Origin of the sequence: Veillonella sp. S13053-19, assembly GCF_002959835.1 — a bacterium.
Taxonomy (GTDB): domain Bacteria; phylum Bacillota; class Negativicutes; order Veillonellales; family Veillonellaceae; genus Veillonella; species Veillonella rogosae.
On sequence record NZ_PPDA01000015.1, the window covers coordinates 44,560 to 64,349 of the forward strand.

The following is a 19,790-nucleotide window of genomic DNA, read 5'->3' on the forward strand; positions in this document are numbered from 1 at the left end:
ATATCACTTATTTATAACTAAACTGCGCATCCATAATCATTTGGCGCAACTGCTCAATGCGAATACCTTCAGGTAGCTTGTCTCTATAAAACTGCAAATTATAATAGTAACGAGTATCTTCATAATCTGTAACTAATACCATATCCGTCCTATTATGTAATGGCCAGCCATACATAAATTCGGCTAGCAAACTACGCACACCATCATTATTGACCCCTATTACATCATGCTTAACAGGCAATACCATCTTTATGGTAGGTTCAGGAACCGTTCTATCTTCAATAATCTTCTTAACCTCTTTATCTAAGGATGCACTACTTTTATCAATAGATCTAGCCTTTACATGCATAAATACCCCATCAGAGGTTCTAAATACCCTACCATCAATGTCCTTTGTTTCCCCCTGCGTTTCGATAGCATTCTTTAATACTCGGAATTGATACGGTCCATAAAACTTTATATCTGTAATAGCATCTAATGCCGCATCATATTGACCATTATGTACATTCGTAACATGCATAACAGGTTTTATATCGCTAGCTTGTGAAAGCATCGGTACGGCTAAACACAAACCTAAGCTTAGTAATGTGATACAACGTTTCATATGAGTCTCCCTCTCCCTAAAAACTATTATCTTATTTGTATTGTAACATAATTAATCTATTCCATTATAATAGTTACAAAACGAAAAAGGTTCCTATTGGTCACCTAGGTGACTATTAGGAACCTCTAATCTATTTACTTTTATAATTGATAACACTATATTGAAGTTGAGGCCTCTAAATGGGTCCAGCCTTTGCTAATCTTCTAGAGATTGGCGGTGAGCAATATGAGTACATTCAAAGTGTTATCGTTAATGATTTCCTTTGGCATACTTGTAGCGACCATTATCATGGCAGCAAAGTGATTGACCTCTAGCTAAAAGCTAGCTTTCTAATCGTGGCATGAAAAAAGGCCCGACATAGAAGTCAGACCGTTTCTTCAATTTTAAATTACTAGAAGCGAAGTCTGGCGCCGAAACCATTTATGCCTCACTTTGATATAAATTATATCATATCTAAACAGGGAAAGGAATCCAAGGATTTCTTTCCCTGTTATCATTCTACGCCGATTAGGTATATATATTCTCATTAGACTCTTCTATTTTATTATAAATAATCCACTTCACCTTTATAAGTATTTCCTAAATTTGCAATTTTAGCATCGGAAATAATGGTATGAAATAAACCAATATTATAATCACTTGTAGCACGATTATAATCAATTGTATGAATATACAGATTATGAGCATCTTGAGTACTAAAATGTAATTCACCAGTGCCATCTTCATACTCAAACACTATGAACACACCAGGAGCGCCATCATTCCATATATACTTATGGCTGCCATGACGCATATTGGGCTTCAGTCTTAACTGTGCTTGTGTAATCCTTAGAATATCTGCCATATTGGCCCAAATCGGACCTTTATGTTCGTATGGGTGCACGCTAATAGTCTGTGTAATACCACCTGATGTTTTATACACCTTTATATTATCCGAACCGGTGCTCTCCTCTACTGCATTATTCAAAACCCTATACGAATAGTCATTATAACTTTCAAAATGACTAGACTCATTTAAACGAGCTAATGGAGAAATGGTTGGCACAAGATAATTGGCTATAATATCCTCAATGCCTGGCTTACCAATTCCCCGTTCACCATCTTCTCTAACCAATAAAGTAATAACATATTGTGTATTAGGTTCGTTCGGCAAAGCAAAAGAAATGTCATTGGCCACAAAACTAGGTGTCTCCTTTGTTTTCATAGTACTCCAACGTCCATTTATAATATTGTCTCTTTTGAAAGTACTACCATCAATACTGGATACATCATATTGATCTTGCTGCATATTTGTCCATTTTTCTTTCAACGCAGAGCGTACATCATTTTGCGTCAATGTATTATAAGGCTTGCCCAAATACTGTGCACTTTCTTCATAGGGACGAGATTCCATAGATAAACTTGTATAAATAAAAGGATGGTTAAATCTATAGAGAGAGCCATCAGTCCCAGCTATGCCAGGAAGTGGAACCATTTGCGTGCCACCTCTAAAAGCTGTAAATGGCAACGTATAAGACAGCCCCCCTTCTGCAGTATGCATATGTACCTCTGTTACAGCATTATATTGAGCCCTCGATATAGAATAATTTAGATTTCTACGTTGATCAGCAGTCATTTCATTAAGACGAAAGAGTATCTCCGCTTCTTCACGATCACCACCAACACTTATAGCCTTATAGATTCTTTCGTTAAGAATCTTATCCATTAAATCATTCTTATACATTTCATTGCCCACAACTTTCGGATTATAGCCTGGTAACTCTTGGGCATTACCACACCCACTCAAACACAGGACAGCAATTAAAATGCACAATAACAAAGATTTTCTAAACATAATTTCTCCTCAATAAGCACTAACTATATTTTGTATATTGTAACATACTCATATAGTAATAAAATAATAACAAAAGAGGTTCCTATTGGTCACATAGGTGACTATTAGGAACCTCTAATCTATTTACTTTTATTATTTACACATCTATATTGAAGTTGAGGCCTCTAAATGGGTCCAGCCTTTGCTAATCTTCTAGAGATTGGCGGTGATCAATATGAGTACATTCAAAGTATTATCATTGATGATTTCCTTTGGCATATTTGTAGCGACCATTATCATGGCAGCAAAGTGATTGACCTCTAGCTGAAAGCTAGCTTTCTAATCGTGGTATGAAAAAAGGCCCGACATAGAAGTCAGACCGTTTCTTCAATTTTTCTTACTAGAAGCGAAGTCTGGCGTCCAAACCATTTATGCCTCACTTTGATATAAATTATATCATATCTAAATAGAGAAAGGAATCGAAGAATTCCTTTCCCTATTTTCAATTATAAATGTTTATGGTGTATACGATAGTGACTTATATCATCGACAAGATATAGTATCAATTGATATACTGATACTATATTACTACTGGGCTGACGGATTCGTAGAATTGACTACATGCACAGTAGCACACATCGTGTGATAGCCGACCGTCTGGGCAAGCTTTTGTTCAGGCGGTCTTTTTTTATTTTCTTGTAGCAAATAATACTGTACAAAGTTTTAATCATCTCACCTATATGAAAGGAGTTTTCTTATGAGAAATCGCTGGCTTATTGCTCTAGCTGCCATTGGTCTGCATATATCTATCGGTAGTGTGTATGCATGGAGCGTGCTTACACGACCTATCATGACAGATATGGGCTTTACTATGTCACAAACAACATGGACCTTCTCCTTAGCTATTCTGATGCTTGGATTATCTGCAGGCTTTTTAGGATCTTTTGCAGAAAAAATAGGTCCTAAGAAAAGCGGACTTCTTTCAATGTTATTCTGGGTGGCAGGCCTATTAGGTACAGCCTATGCACTTAGCATACATAATCTCACCTTACTCTATCTTTTCTATGGTATCATCGGTGGTATCGGACTAGGTATTGGTTATATAACACCAGTTTCTACGCTCGTAAAATACTTTCCAAATCGCCCAGGATTTGCCACAGGATTAGCCATTATGGGCTTTGGATTTGCTTCACTCATTGCAGGACCACTTATGCAATTCCTCGTAGCTCAAGTTGGATTAGTAAATAACTTCATTATCCTCGGTGTAATCTATCTAGTGCTTATGGGTGCCTCTTCTCTCTATTTGAAAGCACCTCAACCAAAACAACCACCTCGAACTCCGAAAGATAAATCCACTATGTACGTTCATAACCATGGTATGCTAGCCAATGATGCTATGAAAACTTGGCAATTTGGTGCCCTTTGGTGGATTTTCTTTATTAATATTACCTGTGGTATAGGTCTTCTATCCTTAGCATCCCCTATGGCACAAGAAACCATTGGTATGACACCTGCAGCAGCTGCATCACTAGTTGGTATCATCGGTATCTTCAATGGTGGAGGTCGCATTGCGTGGTCTACTATCTCCGACTACTTTGGCCGTGCACAAACTTATATACTATTCTTTATTATACAAATCATCGCATTCTACGTACTTGCCGAAACCAATAATGCTCTAACATTCCAAGTTTTAATTCTTCTCATTATCACCTGCTATGGCGGCGGATTCGCCTGTATGCCAGCATATCTTGCAGACCTCTATGGCATACGCCAACTCTCCACTATTCACGGCCGCATTCTGACTGCTTGGGGATTAGCAGGCATCGTTGGTCCTATGCTCGTATCATACTTTCACGAAGCAGGATATGGATATACTACAGCCTTAATATGCTTTGCTCTTCTATTCGTATTAAATACAATTATTGCTATACTCTTAAAAATATATGGCAAACGAGGACTGCATAACTGATACTTAATTCTAGTACTATAAAATTGTAAATGAATTATCACAACCAAAATCCCCCGAATTAATTACAAATCTAAAGAGGTTCCTATTGGTCACCCAGGTGACTATTAGGAACCTCTAATCTATTTACTTTTATAGTTGACAACACTATATTGAACTTGAGGCCTCTAAATGGGTCCAGTCTTTGCTAATCTTCTAGAGATTGGCGGTAATCAATATGAGTACATTCAAAGTGTTATCGTTAATGATTTCCTTTGGCATACTTGTAGCGACCATTATCATGGCAGCAAAGTGATTGACCTCTAGCTGAAAGCTAGCTTTCTAATTGGGGCATGAAAAAAGGCCCGACATAGAAGTCAGACCGTTTCTTCAATTCAATAAATCTAGAAGCGAAGTCTGGCGTCGAAACCATTTATGCCTCACTTTGATATAGATTATATCATATCTAAACAGGGAAAGAAATCGTATTATTTCTTTCCCTGTTATCATTGTGCGCCAAATAGGCATATATATGTTTATTAGGCTCTACTATTTTATTACTTATTGCAATTCAAGATAAGCTAAGACTTTAATCTTAGATTAAATAAGTTAATATCTCTATTATACATATCTCCAGTATTTAACAAATTGACATCTAACAACATATTTTTTAGTTGCTCCAAAGTATAATAGCCATTTACTCGATATAAAACAATATGACGATATTCATAGTCTTTATCGCGTGTTATAAATTCTAATCTACCCTCTCCATTAGATAATTCATAATCCAATAATAACCCCGGAATACCATCAAACCAGACAAAGCTTTTACTAATCCGAGACAATCTAATCTCTTTATTTAAGGTATGACCATATAAAGAATTAATATACTCAATATGGGTCTCAAAGTTATATGGATCATCTGGTTTGGCATTCAATAAAAAATGCTGTTGCTTATCATGTAGTGGAATCATCTGAAGGACTTGATTTACTCCATGTGGTCCTTTATGCATTACAGTATAAGATTTAGATCCATATATACTGTCCTTATCTGTCGATTCTGTACGAGTTGAACCATTTAGTATCCGATACTGTAAATTCTTCGACATCGTAATGGTAGAAAATTCGTTAAGTCTATTCAAGGAACGTACCGAAGGCAATACATAATTTGCAAGAATTCTATTGGCTTTTATATTACGTTCTGACTCTGATTCAGATCCTGCAACATACGTACCAATACTATGACTAGTATTAGGATTATCTTTGCTTGTAAAAGTAATGCCTACTATAGTACCTTGATTTGATTTATCCAAATTAGTAACGTTTAGATTCCAATATTTTGTATTATCTAATTTTTTATAAATAAATGTTCTTTCAGAACCACCTTTTTCAACAACATTATAATCTCTAGCGACATATGTACTGCCAGTAAGACCTTCTAAGGTATAGTTATGTTCACTATTTTGAATCTTAAATATACTTGAAAATGGAACTGTGAACTGTATCCCACTATTTTCTGTATGTTCTATTATTTCTGTTTGTCCATCTATTGGCGTCATAAACTGCTTAAAATCATGGCGTAACGTTTTCTCCAATTCAGCATCATCAGATATCTTACGCCATTCTTTTAATTTTTCAAAAGTACCATCAGCTTTAATTTGATTAATTATAGCCTGTGTACTAGCAATTTGCTCCAATGCGATTTTAGGACTAAGATATACATAATCTTTATACTCATCTTCAGGTATTTTGGAGTTTGCACCAGGTAGGTCTACATCTATAGCATGACAAGATACACAAATTGAACTCAATGCAATAGCACTTAATAATAATCGTTTTAACATATACAGCTCTCCACAAAATAGTAATTTTAACTGTATTGTAACATAATAAGAACACAATTATGAATACGATTACAAAACGAAAAAGGTTCCTATTGGTCACCTATGTGACTATTAGGAACCTCTTATCTATTTACTTTTATTATTGACGGCACTATATTGAACTTGAGGCCTCTAAATGGGTCCAGCCTTTGCTAATCAACTCGAGGATTGGCGGTGATCAATATGAGTACATACAAAGTGTTATCGCTCATGATTTCCTTTGGCATACTTGTGGCGACCATTATCATGGCAGCAAAGTGATTGACCTCTAGCTGAAAGCTAGCTTTCTAATAGTGGCATGAAAAAAGGCCCGACATAGAAGTCAGACCGTTTCTTCAATTTAAAACACTAGAAGCGAAGTCTGGCGTCGAAACCATTTATGCCTCACTTTGATATAAATTATATCATATCTAAACAGGGAAAGAAATCTTATGATTTCTTTCCCTGTTTGATTGTTATAACTTAAAACTTTTCCCAATCAAAAGCTTCAATAGTTTCTCTTAGCTTACAATCAATATCTCGTACCCACTTAATAAACGGTTGTCCTTTATTTTCATCCCAAGATGCTAACACAGGTTCGATACCAATATGAATCAAAGTATTTTCATAATAGTTGCCATGTCGAGGTCTAATGACACATTGATTATAAGCACTACTTAATGTCTCCAATTCATTCAAAATGGTTTCATTAATCATAGTATTAAGTTGAGCATATACCTTTTTACGTAATACCTTTCCAGCTTCGCTTGAGTCATTATTATAATATCGCAGTGATAAATATAACCCTTTTGAGTCATGATCTACGCGCCAAAACATCCAAGGCTTAAAGCTAGTTGGAGGACTAGACCATATAGCATCTGATTCTGGTCGACTCCAAAAACGACGGTTAGTCCACGGGCTGCCTCCCTGATTTGTACCGGTACTATATTGATTAGGATATGTACTCATATCTTTCCATAACCAAGTTCCATCCAAGCTTTCATTATCAAATAAAACCTGTAAAAAACCATGCTGCGTAATATGTTCCCACTTAATATAATGACAGTCTTCATCATCATATTTCCCATCAATCTTAGATACAGCTTGATACCAATCTAGTTGATTTTTTAAGTGCTCACAATAGCCTCTTAAAATATCACTTTCACAGTCGTCATAATTTTTTAAGATATCCCAAAACATAGGACCAGTTAAATAATTATCCACCGAATCGCTATGAGCCACTTGCCAATCATAATCAAAGTAGTATCCTGTCTTAAAATAGACCGTATGAATATGATATTTTGCTATATCAGCATGGTCTATATTAAGGTTTACTGACTTAAAAGCTTTTTCTAATTTATTATAAGCATTCCAAGGTTTCTTATTTTTAAAAACATCATCAAGAGACTCTCTATAAAATTTAATTTGATTACCATGTTCACTAGTATTTGTTTTGTCTTCAATAATAATGGCTAGCTTATGTTGAGGAATAATTGCTAGCACATCAATATTTAAAACTTGCTGTACCAAGATTACTTTATCTATTGATTTAACGTCTATCCTTGAAAGCACATTACTGATAGCTAGATTTTCTGTTAATTTAGATAGTAGATTTAAGCCCAGTTGACGATATTTATGAGTAGTTAAATTATCTGGTTCATTAATCCAATTAAGACACCAGCAAATAAAAGCATCTTGAGATAACTCACCTGTGGCAAAAGAAAAAATGTTATTCATAATAACCTCTAACATTTATAGCCAAAGATCATTTAATATCCTTGGCTTTAAGTGTTACTAGAAATAATTAAAATGGATTTTTAACAGCTAACAAACTATTAACATAATTAGTCAAAATGGGATTATCAATATTTTGTACAATTTGCTCTATAGACGATTTAACACTAGGAATAATATATTCATCAGCAAAATCATAGCCACTCAAATCATCGAATTCAAAATATTGCTCTAATGCAGTATCTAACATAGTATTTTCAACTAATAATTGTTGATGTAAAGATAAAATAGCTTCAATTGAAAGGTCTAATGTTTTTAGTGCATTGTCTACTTCATTGTAGGAAAGACCTTCGTCTACTTCATTTTCAATATTATCCTCATCATCGTCAGATTCACTAGGATTAATGGCCTCCTCTACAGTTGAAACCATATTTGCTAGACATTCAACAACCCTATTAACATCCCCTAGAGCCTGATTAATTTTTAATGCTTCATACAGGAATTTAAGTCGCAATACAAACAGACTTAATTCTGGAATCTCATAAATAGATTCTTCTCCAAAAATATCTACGAGTTCTGATAAATCAACCTCTTCAAGTACATCAATATAATTTGCAATACACTCACATATATCATCTATTTTGGTTTCTGCATATTCATTGTTTTTCATTAAATTATAAGCAGGTACATATAGTTTTAAACCTTCGATAATGTCAGAATCTTCTCTTTCCTCATCAGATTCATAATCTGATAAAAGTGACTCTGCCTGATTAATTAGTTTTTCAGCAGTAATAAATCTAGAAAATTGATCCTCTCCATTATATGAAAATAGTTCAAGATTACTCTTATCTAAACACTTTTCATATTCTTTATTTTCTAATTCATCTATCTTAAGAAGTAGTTCATCGGATAATGATTTAGATGCATATTTCAAAAGATTTCTAGCCTCATGATACTCACTATATTCTAAACAAATATCTACAGCTAATTTAATATATTTATTACCATCTACAAGTTGCTTAAAATCATTAATTTTTAATAATATATCATCAACTAATTTTACTACAAGCAGATTATTTCCTAAGGCCTTAATTGCTTCTTCTAATGAGTGGACAACTAAGTCTGCTAACCCATGACTAGGTTTTATCAAATAATAGTCACGCCAAGCAGCTATATTATTTTCATACCTACTAATATTAGATATTATTTCAGTTGAATTCATAGACTCTTTAAATAAATATTCTATATGTTTACTGTCAATATACTCAGGCCAGCTAGTTAAAAAGTATCGCAATATGGAGTCTCTTTCTTCAATATATAGTCCACTTTTAATCTGATCATAAAACCAGTTATAAATAGCCTGCAAATCAATATTATACTTATTAACCTCCAAAATATTAATTGCTTGTGATTGTAACTCTAGAACGCGACCTTTATAAACCGATTGAATATGTTCGTCGTCAGTATAGTTTTCAATTGCAATATCTGGATTTAATCTTAATAAACTATAAAGCCAAGATAAAAGTGTCAACGTCTCCTCTACAGTTGAAGACAATGCGTCTTCATTCAACGCTTTAAGTTCCTTTAACAAGATTGGTAAAAATAAGTTGCATACATTTAAGCCCCATTGATAATCTTTTTTGACTTTATAATTATATTGAGCGTCCCAATCATCAGCTAAAAGCTCTAACTGCTTATTAACATCTTTTGGAATATTATATAAACATAATGTACATAATTGAATGCCTAAATAATGAGCCCAGTTTATATCTAAATGTGTATTTTCTATTTGTACTATTAACTCTTTAGCACTCTCAAGATTATTATGATGTAAATAAAACTCCAACTCAGCAAATTTTGCATCAACAATACATTCAGAATTAAATTCAACTGCAATTGAACTAACTTTAGAAAGATATTTAGCTTGTAAAGATGAGTCAAAACTAATTAAGTCCAATAGTTTCTCAATTATATCGTCATATTGTGATGACTCCCAAGAATCACCATACTCTTCTAAATAGACTAAAAGCTTTCCTATTATCTGTCCTACTTTTGTAAAATTTCCACTATCAATATTAATCTCTGCAACTGCTAACATTAACTCTGCATCATCTATCTCTGACTCAGTAAAACTAGTCAACATAAGTGCCGTATTTAAATATTGACTAGCCTTAGAATATTGACCAAAACAGCCATAAAATTGAGCATAAATTTTTAATGCGCGTATTTTAAGATGTTGAATTAATTCATTATCGTTATGTTTAACTAAAATTAATTCATCAATCACCTTATCAAAAAGAGTATCATATAAAGAAATCTGAGACTCAATCGTCTTATATAATCCATCCAACTCTAAAGGCGACGGTGTTTGTTCTTTAGTTTCTTTATATCGTTCTACGAGTCGTTCAATGCCAAATAAACCATGTTCTATCGCTTTTAGTGAGTTTTTACCTTTCATATAATGATAAGAAGCCATTTTATGATAGAAATCTCTAACTTTATTAATCTTACTATACTTATCAGAGATAACTGGTTTAGCAACTAAATCAGATAAGTCTAAGCTATCAACAGTCTCTTCCATATAGTCAATAGCTTTTATTTTAGAGGAATAATACTCACCTAGAGAATTCTCATAATAAGTGATTTGATGGACAGACATATCATTTCGCAGAGCTTCAATTAGAGCTTTAGATTTAATTTGGTAGCGATTTTGAACTTCTAATCCATTATCTACTTCTCCTTGTTCAACAATAAAGCCCATTTTAATTAATCTATTAATTGGCCAATATAAATCTGATTCGATAATTTTACAAACATGAGCTAAGCTTTCAATAGTAAAATATTCCTTAAAAATAGAGGCTACATATAGAATCTTTAATTCTGTATCCGTTAGATTACGTAATGCTTCAAGAGCAACTACAGACTTACTTCTAAAAGCCCCTTGCTTTTCAAGACGTAGCATTCTACCTTTTAATACAGGGCTATGAGATATATAACTAACTTCATTAAAATCGACCCATCCAGTGTATGTGCTTTCAACCGCACCATTCTCACGTAATACATCTATAAGATTGGACAGTAACAACGGGTTGCCATTACTGGACTCACATAACCAACGCTTTAATCCGTCAGAAAGTTTTTCATCATTATCAAAATTGTAGGTAATAAGAGCTTGAACTGATGCAGCATCTAGTTCTTGAACCTCATGTTGAATCATCAACTTTTGAGTTCGGCCAAAATTGTAACGATCCATAAAGCTAAACATTTCATTAATACCATTATGAAGTGAATCAGCCTTAGCTTCTGAACCTCGTAATGAACCAATTAATAACAAATTAAATTTTTTATCATTTAATCCTTGTCGAGACTCCAACATAATTTGAAAGATATGTTTAAATACATTGATAGTTCCTCGATCAGCCCAATGAAGATCATCAAAAACTACAACTATCGGTTTCTCCATACTAAGGCCCAATATGATATCTGAATAGAGCTTAACTTTATCATTTTTATAGGTCTCGGCTAAAACTTCTGGGTTTGTATCTCCTGCATAAGCAGAGATAGCTAGGTCAATAATTGCACTTGGTAATTCCAACCCAGGAATAAATCCCAAAATCTTACCACCTACATCAAAAACTTTTTCCATATTAAAAGAGCCAAAGAACTTTTTCACTTTAGATTGTTCTTGCCATTTAATCGACTCTATACCATTTAAAAGATCAGAACAAGGCTTATACAAATCATCTGCATCTGTCAAAGCGGAGCATTGTACATACAAGGTTTGTACCTCTGGATGCAAGATAGCAAACTTATTTATTATTGCACTTTTACCAATCCCAGCATCACCATGTAATAAATCAATACAACCTTTTCCTTTTAAGGCAATTTCAAGACGGTTTGATAAAGAATCTAATATACTATCTCTACCAAATAATTCTCCTACATAACTAACACTCATAATAAATCCCCTTTCAGGAAAACTACATATAATGATATTTATATTATACGTCTTCACTACAATAAATGAAAATAAAATGAAGTCAAAATTTATATAAAATAGAGATAATTACTATGATTAATCCATCTGTAATCATCTCTATTTATGACTATTTATTTTCTAGAGCTTCAATAATCTCATCTAAAACTATCAAGCGAGTATCATAGTCTATTATTTTATGGTAAATAAAGTATGCAATCGGTAAAAGAAAAGATAGTAAACTAAATATAAAAATTAAAATAGCTACTAGTGCATTACTCGTTTCTATTCCAATAGTTAAAAGCAATACTACTACCGACAAGAAGAAATAAGGTACAAGATAATATGGTTTATGTTTTCTCAACTTATAATCGAACCACATCGTTATCGAATATAAAATAATCATAGCTCCAACTAATTTAATTGTCGTAACCGTTATACAATTTTGAAAGTTTATACCTATAGCTCCATTCATAATACTAGGATTAACATTAGAAGTCACCGTGGTAAGGAGGGGCATCAATATTGTAAATAAGCCCCCAGTTTTATAATAATTTTTTCTTAACTCAACTACAGAATATTCCATCTTCGCATCACTTAAGGAAAACTTAGTAGCCTTATAACATTTTCTATAATTATTTTTCTGTTCTAATATCCAACCGGTAGATTTACACAATGGCTTAAAGTTACTTTTCATAGATTATAATTCTCTGAATATAATGTTATATCTCACCTCATAAATTTTAGAGAAGCGACGATAAAAAAAGCAAATACTAAATTATTATACATATTGTAATATAAACTATTGTGACAAAAAAGACCTGATAAAAATCAGGTCTTTTTAATACAGACTAACTATCATAAAATTTTATACATCTAGATAAAAGTCATCTAATAAGTATGTTTTAACAGGTGTAATATATAACTCATATTTCATAACAAGCTTGATCAATTCACTACCATCAATAAGTGTTATAGGTTTCCCTTCAGCTGCAGCTTGACGTGCTTGTTCAGTAAAAAGATTATTAGTTATAAATACACCATAATCAGCTTGAAACTTACTCATGGCACCAAGAAATTGATTTATTTCGGGTTCTCCCACTTTTCCAGCATTATAACGCTTACATTGAATAACTACTTGTGTAGTCCTAAAATCATCTTCATCACGATGATATCCATAACCATCTATACCACCATCATTTAAAATTTTAATGCTTTTCTCAGTAAACTTAACGCCCATTTCAGTAAGTAAAGCCCTTGAGAATTGTTCAAACTTAGCAGGAGACATATTACTTATAGCCTCTTGTAATTTTGTTTTAAAATCATCAACTGGATCATTAACTACAACATCTGCATCGGCTTCTTCATCATCTGATTCCGAATCAGAAATAATACTATTTTTAATCTTTCTTTTTGCACTACTTTCTTCCCAATAGGCCTTTGCTTTATCTCTAACATCCAACTCTACATCTAATTGAGCCACATTAAGAGATAGACCGGCCTGTGTTAATGTAATTTGTGGGTTATACTTCGTATAATTGATTAATTTTACATATTCTAATGCTTTAATAGCAACGTTAAACTTAAAATTGGACTAACTAAATATGAGACCTTTACTTCTGAATCTAAAGTATCCAAAAATATGATATTTCTTCATTTTTTGAATTCTTTATAAAGAATTTTTCTCTTTTTCTACTTAATTTTATAAGACAAATAAACGGTTAATATAATTAATTTACTAGCGATTGTTTCCAATTATCAAAATTCTCTTTAGTAATTAAATAAACATTTCCTTTGGATCTTGTAAGAGCTACATATAATTTGTTACGAGTTGATGAGCTCAATTGGTTCCATTTACTTAAATCACTTGTATCATTAGTCAATATAATACAACATTCTTTATAAGTATCACCCTTTGAGTATGACCAATTAATATGTGTTTCCATTGAATTAATAGCTACTTTTCTATTCCATACTAATTTAGTAATAGATTTATTTCTCATTAATAAATCTATCTGTTCTATATCTTCAACCCATATTATATTTCCTTGTAATTCTGAATTCGAACCTATATTAATAAATAAATGATCTTGGATAAATTCGGCTACCTTTTTAGTAACTCTTCTACTATTAATAAGTGTATCGGTATCAATTTTAATATTATCAGAAAAATAGCATCTCAAATCATCAACAGCATTAATAGTACTGAAAGGCTTATTTGAACCAGTACCATCATGTCTTATAGGCGCAACAAGACTTTGAAATATATCGCCTACGGCTTTAACATTAATATTAGCTTTTTCGATAATATATTGTAGCACTTTAAAATCAAATCCATTATAATCTTGAAACTCATCAAAATATATACAATCACAGTATTTCTCCAATCTTCTAAGAATAACCTCTTTGATTGGTTCTGCTTGCTTCATAAATAACTTACTCATACGACTTACGTATAGTTGTTGATTAGAGTTCATATAATGTAGTGGATCTGAAACTGGTTTATAATTAGCATTCCGCCCATCAACTTCAGGCTTACTTATTACATCAACCCCTAAAATATTTTTATCTACTATCTCCAATATATTAGAAAATGGCTTAATCAACTGATGGAGCACAAATGTATCAAATGTAGAAACTATAATATTACTTGGGATTTTATTAAAATAATGATTATTTAACTCTATTACAATATTATCTACATTTCTATTTGTAAATGATATAATATATACTCGTTCAGCAACATTAATAGAGTGAGTTATGTGGTAAGTTTTGCCTGAACCAGCTGTAGCTAAAACTATTCGTTTATCCATTTAATCGCCTCTTGTATATAATTAGGAATTTCAATATCCTCAATATTAGTAGCCATAAAAATAGCATTCTCTGTTTTATTTTTTAGCATATGAGCTAAAGCCTTAGGACATTCTTCGCCATTATATTTTGCTTCTGTTTTTCTATCTTCATACTGTTCATCAAAGTAAGAATTATTCCAATTATAAAAGGCAGCCTCTAAAGTCCAGTCTTCAATAGTGGCTCCTCTAAAAATAGCAAAATTATCTTCAATATTGGACCCTGTTAATGATGGCTTTTTATCATTATCAGTAATAGTAACTATTTTACGCTTGTTTAATATAGATGCAATTTCTCTATACCGTTCATGAGAAATACTACCCATTGAAATTATATCAATACCCAATTCTGAAATTTTAGATCCAGTGAGTTTATAAATTATTTGTGGTAATAAAATATATTCTACAGCTCCTTCAACTAAAATACATTTTTCTGCCAATATGAATCGTAAAATATCTAGATTATCTAATCTATTAAAATATTCTGCCGTATCATTAGTTAAATCTTTTAAAGAGTGTGAACCATCATTATTCAGCCAAATAATATTTTTTAGATCTAAATGACTAGCTATAACGGAGCTATGAGAAGTAATTATAATTTGGGCATTGGTAAAACTATTAATCAAATCTAGTAATTTTCTTGTATTAGTATAGCTTAAATGATTCTCTGGTTCTTCTATTAATATGATATCAAACATACTATTATTTAATGCTATTTCCGTTTTTACTAGATTTTCTTTCCCCTTCCCCATATCTTGAATAGAGATATCTGACTCATATATATCCAATAATTTCATAAGATGTGTCTTATTCGCATCTAACCCAATTAATCTTGTATCATCTATATTTAGTTTATCCTTCTGAGACTCTTTAAATTGACCTAATGCAAGATTAAATGCTCCAGATAATTCTAGTTGAGTGGTGTCATCTATTTTCGATAAATATATACTTTTTGCATAATTACCAAATAAATCATTTCGATTATTTGAATTATCTATAAATAGATATTTAAATGGTAAAAATTGTGGTTTATAGCTTAAGTTGGAAAATGTTTGCCACTCTGCTTTATAATACTCAATTGGTATTATTCTCTTTTCAGCATATTCATTTAAATTAAGAACACTAGAGAAATCTCTATCAAACTTATATTCAAATTTAATACCACATTGCTCCTCATTTTGATGATTAATATAGTTTAACCCTGAAAATTTTAAAGAAGATATTTCATCCTCAAAATCTAAAAACAACTCAATAATAATCTCTGGTAAACTATCTATAGTTTTATTTTCATAAAATCGAATTTTATTATCATTATTAAAATATCTTTCCAAACTATTATCAATTTTATTATAAATAGCTTTATATAGTACGATACCAATTGATTCTAGAATTGTAGACTTTCCTATTTCATTTATACCAATGATTATATTTTTTTCTTTATTAAAATCTATAGTACTATCCTTAAATCCTTTATAGCCCATTATTCGAATTTTTTTTATATAATACATATACGATCTCCTTTATTAAACCCCAAATAGTGATGACTATCTCATAATTTATTGACCTAATATAAGTAAGAAACTAATTTAATTATCACATTTTATTATTAAAACTCCTCCCTTACATTCCAAAATCAAATTAGAGTTATCTAATATATATTTAATTTGTATAGATAGTCTATTTTATTATTATTTACTAGAGAAATATAATCATAAAAATGAAGGTTATAAAAGACATTTTACTATTTTAAAGAATTGTGACGCTTATTTTTCAAATAATATAGAAGAACAAGATAAAATTAGTACCCTCCTCAACAAGATGAACTCTACAATTACCCTTCATCAGTAAAAGCCATTTCTACAAAATAAACCTCATGCTAATCCAGCCATAGACCGCATCACTAAATCAATGTCTCTATTCTCCATTTCTTGAATTATATGTATATATGTTTTTTGTGTTGTTGTCATACTTGCATGTCCAAGTCTTCTTGCGACACTTGCAATCGATACACCTGCAAAGAGTAATAACGAAGCATGTGTATGTCGTAATCCATGAATTGATATGACTGGTATGCCTAACTTTTTACAATATCGTTCTAATACACCATTAATTGTTGAATTAAATACACGCCCCTTCACGAATATCGGCTTATCTTCAGGTAAGCCTTTAATTATTTCAGAAAACTTTATAATAGTTTGCCAATCAAGCTGTATTTTTCTCACTGATGATTTATTCTTCGTTGGTAAGAACCCGCCATCACCTTTATAGTCCCACGTCTTATCTACTATCAATGATTGATGTGGGAAATCAAAATCCTTTGGAGTTAAAGCTAAAGCTTCTGAAAATCTCATTCCAGTTTTTGCTATTATTAATATTAACCAATCCCAGTTAATTTCTGATGTTAACTTTAAATTAACTAATAATGTATGTAATTCAAACTGATTTAAATATTTGATTTTCTTTATTCTTGGTACACGCCCTTTTATAATAGCTTTTCGTGTTGGATCCCTATCAATAAAGCCTTCATCTACTGCGTCTAATATAGCTGCTTTTATTTGATGATGAAAGTCCATCGTTGTTTGTCGTTCATGAAACTCCGCATAGTCATTTAATAGTTGTTGATATGATATTCTATTTAATTGTGAAAGCCTAAGTTCAGGGACTAATCGCTTTAGCCATAGTAGCGTTATCTCATATTTTCGCATTGTTACATCTCGAATAGCACCTTCTTTATATATATGTATCCATTTTTCATAATAAATATAAAATAGTTCGGACTTTTCCTCTATTGTTAACATAGTTTTACCCCATCAATTACGCTGTTCCCACATAGAAATGGCTCTTGCTGATGAAGGGTAATAATTTTATCAAGAGATTCTAAAAATGAACTAATTTTTTCTTGTTCTTTTTCATTTGGTATATTAATAACTTGATTTTTCACTAAATCAGAATTTAAATTTACTTGACTACCTGGTTGACCATACTTATTCCATTTTTCTCGGAACATTTCTAACCACCAGAATGCATATAAAATATTAAATTTAGGATTTAGAAAAATTAAAAATCCATCATGAACACCAGTTGGAACGTAATTAATTACAGGTTTTCCTACAGTTGCAGCAATGCTCAGTAATAAATGCGGAGTTTTTATAACCCGCGTTTTCTCTTGACCTAATTCAGATATTTTTTGTTCTAAATATCGAATTCTACCATCTTGTGCGGTAACATCTGCAATTCTCAACCAACCTACACTTGAATCATTATCAAACCATTTTGGATCACTAATCGGTCTTGGTGATGCACCACGTACAATTTCAGCTAAAGCTCCCAACTTACGCTGTTCCCAAGAATACAAAAAGAGGTAGAAAAGTCCTATTTGGTCTTTTCTACCTCTTTTCCTTACATTTTGACGCCTAATAGGGCTAATTGTTCGGCTATTTCTTTTTCAAGTTGTGCAATTTCTTGGTTATCTTGTTCAATCATACGATTGATTTCATCAAGATCAAGCTCTTCTTCTTCCTCAAATGTGTCTACATATCGAGGAATATTTAGATTGTAGTCATTCTCTTTGAGCTCTTCGAGAGATGCCACATGTGCATATTTATCAACGTCTTGTCTATTTTGGTATGTTTCAATAATTTTAGTAATATTTTCTTCACTCAAATTATTTTGATTTTTACCTTTTTCGAATTCATTGCTAGCATCAATAAATAGTACATCGCGTGTCGTACGGTTTTTCTTAAACACAAGAATTGTTGTAGGGATACTTGTGCCATAGAACAAGTTCGCAGGCAAACCAATTACCGCATCAAGGTAATTCTTTTCTATAATAGTTTGGCGAATCTTACCTTCTGCCGCACCACGGAATAGAACACCATGAGGTAAAACGATTGCCATTGTACCTTCATTATTTAGATGATATAAGCTATGTAAAATGAAAGCATAATCTGCTTTAGAGGCTGGGGCTAATTTACCATACTCACTAAAACGTGGGTCTTTAAGCTTACTTTCATTATTATCCCATTTGGCAGAGTAAGGGGGATTCGCAACAACCGCATCAAAGGAACGTGGTCTATCGATACCATCACGGTCAGGCCCATCTGGCCAATCACCTTCAAGAGTATCAGCATTATTTAGTGTCATATTATTATACGTAACACCATGCATCATCAAATTCATACGAGCCAAGTTATATGTTACCGTATTTAGTTCTTGCCCGTAAAAGCTAACCGCACCTTGACGAGATCCATCAGGCAATTCATTACGAACCGTCAATAGTAATGAGCCAGAACCCATTGTTGGGTCATAGACTGTGAAAGTATCCGTTTGAGATTGTATATTACCAGTAACAATTTTAGCCAAAATTTGACTAACTTCATGAGGTGTATAAAACTCCCCACCTTTTTTACCAGCATTAGCTGCAAATTTACCAATTAAATACTCATAGATCTCACCAAGTATATCTTTACCATTTTCATCTTTGTACTCGATTTCATCGATTTTAGTAACAACTGCATTTAAAGTCTTAGTTCGACCTGCTGTCGTTGATCCAAGCCCAGAGTCACCAAGATTGATATAGTTAAAAATACCTCTAAAATCTGCTGCAGCTTCTTTATTAATTTCAGCATTCTTATTAAAGTTTTCAAATAATCGTTGATAATCACTCGGAATAACGGAACCATTATGAATACTTTCAGTTAAAGAAGCCCATGTATCCTCAGGATTAATAGCATATCCTAATGTACCAGCAATATCAATTAAACAAGCCTCTAAACCTGCGTCTTCAACAAGTTCCTTATATGCCTCATTAACAGACTTGCCGTCTGAAATATCAACCAAGTCATTATTAACCAAGTACTCTTCTTGATGAATGGAAAGATATTTATAGAATAAAAATGGAAGAATGTAGTCTTTAAAAGAACTTGCATCCATTGTGCCACGCAAATCATTGGCAATAGCCCACAATTGGCTTGAAATATTCTGTGCTTTTGATTCTGCCATACAAAA

At 32.3% G+C, this 19,790-nt stretch carries 17 protein-coding genes and 1 riboswitch; of the genes, 5 read left to right on the top strand and 12 right to left on the bottom strand.

All coding sequences use genetic code 11. From position 1 onward, the window contains the following. Nucleotides 1-7: 7 nt before the first annotated feature. Entirely contained in the window at nt 8-604 is a 597-nt protein-coding gene (locus tag VEHSUH06_RS09605; protein ID WP_105098711.1) for a hypothetical protein, read from the bottom strand. A 252-nt stretch (nt 605-856) separates the two neighbouring features. Between VEHSUH06_RS09605 and VEHSUH06_RS10980 the strand changes: the two genes are divergently transcribed. Next, nucleotides 857-907, top strand: coding sequence for a hypothetical protein (locus VEHSUH06_RS10980; RefSeq protein WP_353511575.1), 51 nt, complete (start codon nt 857-859; stop codon nt 905-907). Between the two features lie 241 nt (nt 908-1,148). Here VEHSUH06_RS10980 and VEHSUH06_RS09610 read toward each other — a convergent pair whose 3' ends face one another. Then, the gene (locus VEHSUH06_RS09610) at nt 1,149-2,438 is read right to left on the bottom strand and encodes a hypothetical protein (protein ID WP_105098712.1); all 1,290 of its coding nucleotides are present in this window, start codon (nt 2,436-2,438) and stop codon (nt 1,149-1,151) included. Between the two features lie 241 nt (nt 2,439-2,679). On the opposite strand from VEHSUH06_RS09610, the gene VEHSUH06_RS10985 reads away from it, so the two are divergent. From VEHSUH06_RS10985 to VEHSUH06_RS10990, 3 genes are all read left to right on the top strand, one after another. Then, nucleotides 2,680-2,730, top strand: coding sequence for a hypothetical protein (locus tag VEHSUH06_RS10985; RefSeq protein ID WP_370397698.1), 51 nt, complete (start codon nt 2,680-2,682; stop codon nt 2,728-2,730). A 269-nt stretch (nt 2,731-2,999) separates the two neighbouring features. Beyond that, nucleotides 3,000-3,087: riboswitch (ZMP/ZTP riboswitch) on the top strand. Nucleotides 3,088-3,174: 87 nt separating this feature from the next. Beyond that, nucleotides 3,175-4,386 carry an OFA family MFS transporter gene (locus VEHSUH06_RS09615; RefSeq protein WP_105098713.1) on the top strand — a complete coding sequence of 404 codons (1,212 nt, stop codon included), beginning with the start codon at nt 3,175-3,177 and terminating at the stop codon, nt 4,384-4,386. Between the two features lie 241 nt (nt 4,387-4,627). Then, a complete protein-coding gene (locus tag VEHSUH06_RS10990; protein WP_353511575.1) occupies nt 4,628-4,678 on the top strand; it encodes a hypothetical protein in 51 nt (16 codons plus the stop codon). Between the two features lie 265 nt (nt 4,679-4,943). On the opposite strand, the gene VEHSUH06_RS09620 is transcribed toward VEHSUH06_RS10990, so the two are convergent. Then, nucleotides 4,944-6,206: a hypothetical protein gene (locus VEHSUH06_RS09620; RefSeq protein ID WP_105098714.1), complete on the bottom strand. Its 1,263-nt coding sequence runs from the start codon at nt 6,204-6,206 to the stop codon at nt 4,944-4,946. Nucleotides 6,207-6,455: 249 nt separating this feature from the next. Between VEHSUH06_RS09620 and VEHSUH06_RS10995 the strand changes: the two genes are divergently transcribed. After that, on the top strand, nt 6,456-6,506 hold the full coding sequence (locus VEHSUH06_RS10995) for a hypothetical protein (RefSeq protein ID WP_353511575.1): 51 nt from the start codon (nt 6,456-6,458) through the stop codon (nt 6,504-6,506). A gap of 201 nt (nt 6,507-6,707) precedes the next feature. On the opposite strand, the gene VEHSUH06_RS09625 is transcribed toward VEHSUH06_RS10995, so the two are convergent. From VEHSUH06_RS09625 to VEHSUH06_RS09665, 9 genes are all read right to left on the bottom strand, one after another. Continuing rightward, on the bottom strand, nt 6,708-7,961 hold the full coding sequence (locus tag VEHSUH06_RS09625; protein WP_105098715.1) for a PD-(D/E)XK nuclease family protein: 1,254 nt from the start codon (nt 7,959-7,961) through the stop codon (nt 6,708-6,710). Between the two features lie 67 nt (nt 7,962-8,028). Continuing rightward, the gene (locus VEHSUH06_RS09630; RefSeq protein WP_105098716.1) at nt 8,029-11,916 is read right to left on the bottom strand and encodes an AAA family ATPase; all 3,888 of its coding nucleotides are present in this window, start codon (nt 11,914-11,916) and stop codon (nt 8,029-8,031) included. Between the two features lie 148 nt (nt 11,917-12,064). Next, entirely contained in the window at nt 12,065-12,631 is a 567-nt protein-coding gene (locus VEHSUH06_RS09635; protein WP_105098717.1) for a hypothetical protein, read from the bottom strand. 171 nt (nt 12,632-12,802) lie between these two features. Beyond that, nucleotides 12,803-13,417, bottom strand: coding sequence for a restriction endonuclease (locus tag VEHSUH06_RS09640; RefSeq protein WP_233187937.1), 615 nt, complete (start codon nt 13,415-13,417; stop codon nt 12,803-12,805). Nucleotides 13,418-13,664: 247 nt separating this feature from the next. Continuing rightward, complete coding sequence (locus VEHSUH06_RS09645; RefSeq protein ID WP_105098719.1) at nt 13,665-14,747, bottom strand: AAA family ATPase; 1,083 nt, start codon at nt 14,745-14,747, stop codon at nt 13,665-13,667. Then, nucleotides 14,732-16,291 carry a TOPRIM nucleotidyl transferase/hydrolase domain-containing protein gene (locus VEHSUH06_RS09650; RefSeq protein ID WP_105098720.1) on the bottom strand — a complete coding sequence of 520 codons (1,560 nt, stop codon included), beginning with the start codon at nt 16,289-16,291 and terminating at the stop codon, nt 14,732-14,734. Before VEHSUH06_RS09650 ends, VEHSUH06_RS09645 begins: the two co-directional genes overlap by 16 nt. Before the next feature lie 363 nt (nt 16,292-16,654). Continuing rightward, complete coding sequence (locus VEHSUH06_RS09655) at nt 16,655-17,581, bottom strand: site-specific integrase (protein WP_105098721.1); 927 nt, start codon at nt 17,579-17,581, stop codon at nt 16,655-16,657. Continuing rightward, nucleotides 17,575-18,138: a restriction endonuclease subunit S gene (locus VEHSUH06_RS09660; protein ID WP_233187938.1), complete on the bottom strand. Its 564-nt coding sequence runs from the start codon at nt 18,136-18,138 to the stop codon at nt 17,575-17,577. The genes VEHSUH06_RS09655 and VEHSUH06_RS09660 overlap by 7 nt, the downstream gene beginning before the upstream one ends. Nucleotides 18,139-18,182: 44 nt before the next feature. Then, nucleotides 18,183-19,784: a type I restriction-modification system subunit M gene (locus tag VEHSUH06_RS09665; RefSeq protein WP_105098723.1), complete on the bottom strand. Its 1,602-nt coding sequence runs from the start codon at nt 19,782-19,784 to the stop codon at nt 18,183-18,185. Nucleotides 19,785-19,790: the final 6 nt, after the last annotated feature.